Here is a 3372-nt window from a genome sequence, read left to right as displayed (position 1 = left end):
ACCCCCAGGAGCGGCGGGGGGGGAGCGAAGGGGTTCGGCCGCGGGGGGGGGGGGGGGGGGGGGGGGGCGCTCCCGGCCCCCCCCCCCCCCTCCACTGTGCGGAACCGCCCCCCGAAGGTGATCCCCTCTTGTGCGGTCACCGCCCCGACGCGGCTCCCGCCCCACTGCCCACCCCCGTAGGCACCCCCTGCTCGCCGCCAAGCGGCCCTCCCCGGCCGGTTCACCCCGAATGACCCGGCCCATCCGCTTGTGACACCCCTATAGACGCACGTGCGGGATTCGGGTTGCACGGGAATTCAGCCACGTTCAGGCGAACACCGGTCGACCCTCAGGGGCCGACCGGGACACCTATATATACGTAAGGCGGCGAACTACGGCTGAGCGCGCCTCAGAGCTTCACGAGGGGCACGCCGCCGATGAGCATCAGCCGCACCGTCCCCGCGCCGCCGAAGTCGATCGTGGCGGTCGCACGGGGCCCCGAGCCGTCCACGGCCACGACCCGGCCGAGGCCGTACTTGTCGTGGCTCACCCGGTCGCCCACGTCCAGCTTCAGCGCGGGCGTGTCCTTCCAGCCCGCGTTGGTCGGTGCCGGGCGTGGCGTGCCCGACCCTCGACCGCCGCCCCACGACGTCGGCGCGGACGGCGCGGAGCGCTTGGGCTCCGTCCGCCGCCAGTCGAGCAGGTCGGCCGGGATCTCGTCCAGGAACCGCGACGCCGGGTTCGTGGACGGCTGGCCCCACGCCGAGCGCACCAGCGCCCGCGACAGGTACAGCCGCTTCTGGGCGCGCGTGATGCCCACGTAGGCCAGGCGCCGTTCCTCGGCCAGCTCCGTCGGGTCGCCGAGCGCCCGCAGGTGCGGGAAGACGCCGTCCTCCCAGCCGGTGCAGAACACCACCGGGTACTCCAGGCCCTTGGCGGTGTGCAGCGTCATCAGCGTGACCACGCCGTCGGACTCCGCGTCCGGCACCGAGTCGGCGTCCGCCACCAGCGCCACCCGCTCCAGGAACGCGGCCAGGGAGCCTTCGGCGGGAAGCTCCCCGAAATCAGGAGATGCAGCCTCGGCCGGCGTGGGGGTGTTCAAGTCGCCGAACTCGCGGGCCACCGTGACCAGCTCGTTGAGGTTCTCGACCCGGGTGTGGTCCTGCGGGTCCTCGCTGGCCTCCAGCTCGGCCCGGTAGGCGGTCTTCTCCAGCACCGCTTCGAGGATGTCGGCCACGTCGTCGCCGCGCTCGACCAGCTCGCCGAGCTCGTCCATCAGCTCGACGAACCCGGCGATCGCGTTGCGGGAGCGCGGGTTGAGCAGCGGCACCTTGCCGGTCACCGCGTCGCGCAACGCCGCCGCGAAGCCGATCCGCTCGCGTTCGGCGTACATCGACACGCACGCCTCCGCGCGCTCGCCGATGCCGCGCTTGGGCACGTTGAGGATGCGCCGCAACGACACCGTGTCGTCGGGGTTGGACAACGCCCTCAGGTACGCCAGCGCGTCGCGCACCTCGCGCCGCTCGTAGAACCGGACGCCGCCAACGACCTTGTAGGGCAGGCCGAGGCGGATGAAGATCTCCTCGAACACGCGCGACTGGTTGTTGGTCCGGTAGAACACGGCGATCTCGCCGTTGTTCGCCTCGCCGCTGTCCACCAGGTGGTCGATCTCGCGCGCGACGAACGCCGCCTCGTCGTGCTCGTTGTCCGCGACGTAGCCGACGATCTTCTCGCCGTCGCCGAGGTCGCTCCACAGCCGCTTGTCCCGGCGGTCCGGGTTGCGCGAGATGACCGCGTTCGCCGCGCTCAGGATGGTCTGCGTGGACCGGTAGTTCTGCTCCAGCAGGATCGTGGTGGCCTGCGGGTAGTCGCGCTCGAACTCCACGATGTTGCGGATCGTCGCGCCGCGGAAGGCGTAGATCGACTGGTCGGCGTCGCCCACGACGCACAGCTCGCCCGGCGGCACGCCGTCCTTGCCGGTGCCGATCAGCTCGCGGACCAGCGTGTACTGCGCGTGGTTGGTGTCCTGGTACTCGTCGACCAGCACGTGCCGGAACCGGCGGTGGTAGTGCTCGGCCACGTCCGGGTGGTTCTGCAGCAGCTCGACGGTCCGCATGATCAGGTCGTCGAAGTCGAGCGAGTTCGAGTCGCCGAGCCTGCGCTGGTAGCTCTCGTAGACCTCGGCGACGCGGCGCTCCAGGTCGTTGCCCGCCCGCTCCTTGGCGGTGGCGGCGTCGACCAGCTCGTTCTTCAGGTTCGAGATGTGGATCGCGAGCGTGCGCGCCGGGTAGCGCTTGGGGTCCAGGTCGAGGTCGCGCGCCACCAGCGTGATCAGCCGGCGGGTGTCGTCGGAGTCGTAGATCGAGAAGCTGGACGACATGCCGAGGGTCTTGGCCTCGCGGCGCATGACCCGCACGCACATCGAGTGGAACGTGGACACCCACATCGAGCGGGCCCGCGCGCCGACCAGGTCGGCCACGCGTTCCTTCATCTCGGCGGCGGCCTTGTTGGTGAAGGTGATCGCCATGACCTCGCCGGGGTGCACGTCGCGCGCGGCGAGGAGGTAGGCGATGCGGCGGGTGAGCACGCGCGTCTTGCCCGAGCCCGCACCCGCCACGACCAGCAACGGGGCGCCCGCGTGCTCGACGGCCCGTCGCTGGGACGGGTTGAGGTCTTCGAGCAGCCGCGCGGACCGGGGGGAGGGGGGACTTGCGGGCAAGTCGAACAAGGCGCTCATCGCCTGTCCACGTTACCGGGTACCCCCGACAGTCCGTGGCTGTGGCATGATGAGCGGGTGCGCATGGCCCACTTCGAGTTTTTTTACGGGAACCGGACTCCGGCTCCCGTGGACCGCTAGCGCCGACAAGCCACCACGAAGCCCCGGAGTCCTCGGACCCCGGGGCTTCGCTGCTGCCAGGGCTGGGACTCCAACCAGAGTCGAGAGGTCGTCACCATGAACAGCACCGAAGCCGCACCGGACATCGACGCGTTGCGCCAGGAGATCGACCACCTGGACGCCGAGCTGCTGAGGCTCGTCAAGCGGCGGGTCGAGGTCTCCAAGATCATCGGCGCGGCCCGGATGGCCGCCGGCGGCACGCGGATCGTGCACAACCGGGAGATCGACGTGATCAACCGGTACAAGGACCTCGGCCCGGACGGTCGGGACCTGGCGATGATCCTGCTCAAGCTGGGCCGCGGCCACCTGGGCCGGTGACATGGCCGCTGCTCCGCGGACGGCGGCCCGGTCGACTTCCAGGCGACCGGGCCCCGACGCCGGAGGCGGCGAACTTCCACCCCGTGAGCGTGGGGGGGGGGGGGGGGGGGGGGGGGGGGGGGGGGGGGGGGGGGGGGGGGGGGGGGGGGGGGGGGGGGGGGGGGAGGAAGGGGGGGGAG

The 3372-nt window shown here is 71.6% G+C and carries 2 protein-coding genes; one reads left to right on the top strand and one right to left on the bottom strand.

Features of this window, described 5'->3' with window-relative positions:
- Positions 1-388: 388 nt before the first annotated feature.
- The gene (gene pcrA / locus ACZ7GX_RS35945; protein ID WP_498783504.1) at positions 389-2716 is read right to left on the bottom strand and encodes a DNA helicase PcrA; all 2328 of its coding nucleotides are present in this window, start codon (positions 2714-2716) and stop codon (positions 389-391) included.
- A gap of 216 nt (positions 2717-2932) precedes the next feature.
- Between pcrA and ACZ7GX_RS35940 the strand changes: the two genes are divergently transcribed.
- Positions 2933-3193: a chorismate mutase gene (locus tag ACZ7GX_RS35940; protein WP_230572379.1), complete on the top strand. Its 261-nt coding sequence runs from the start codon at positions 2933-2935 to the stop codon at positions 3191-3193.
- Positions 3194-3372: the final 179 nt, after the last annotated feature.

The sequence above is a fragment of the Actinosynnema sp. NPDC037264 genome, from assembly GCF_055603705.1.
The sequence above is the reverse complement of the archived record's forward strand: the minus strand, read 5'-3'. Positions and strand labels throughout refer to the sequence as shown.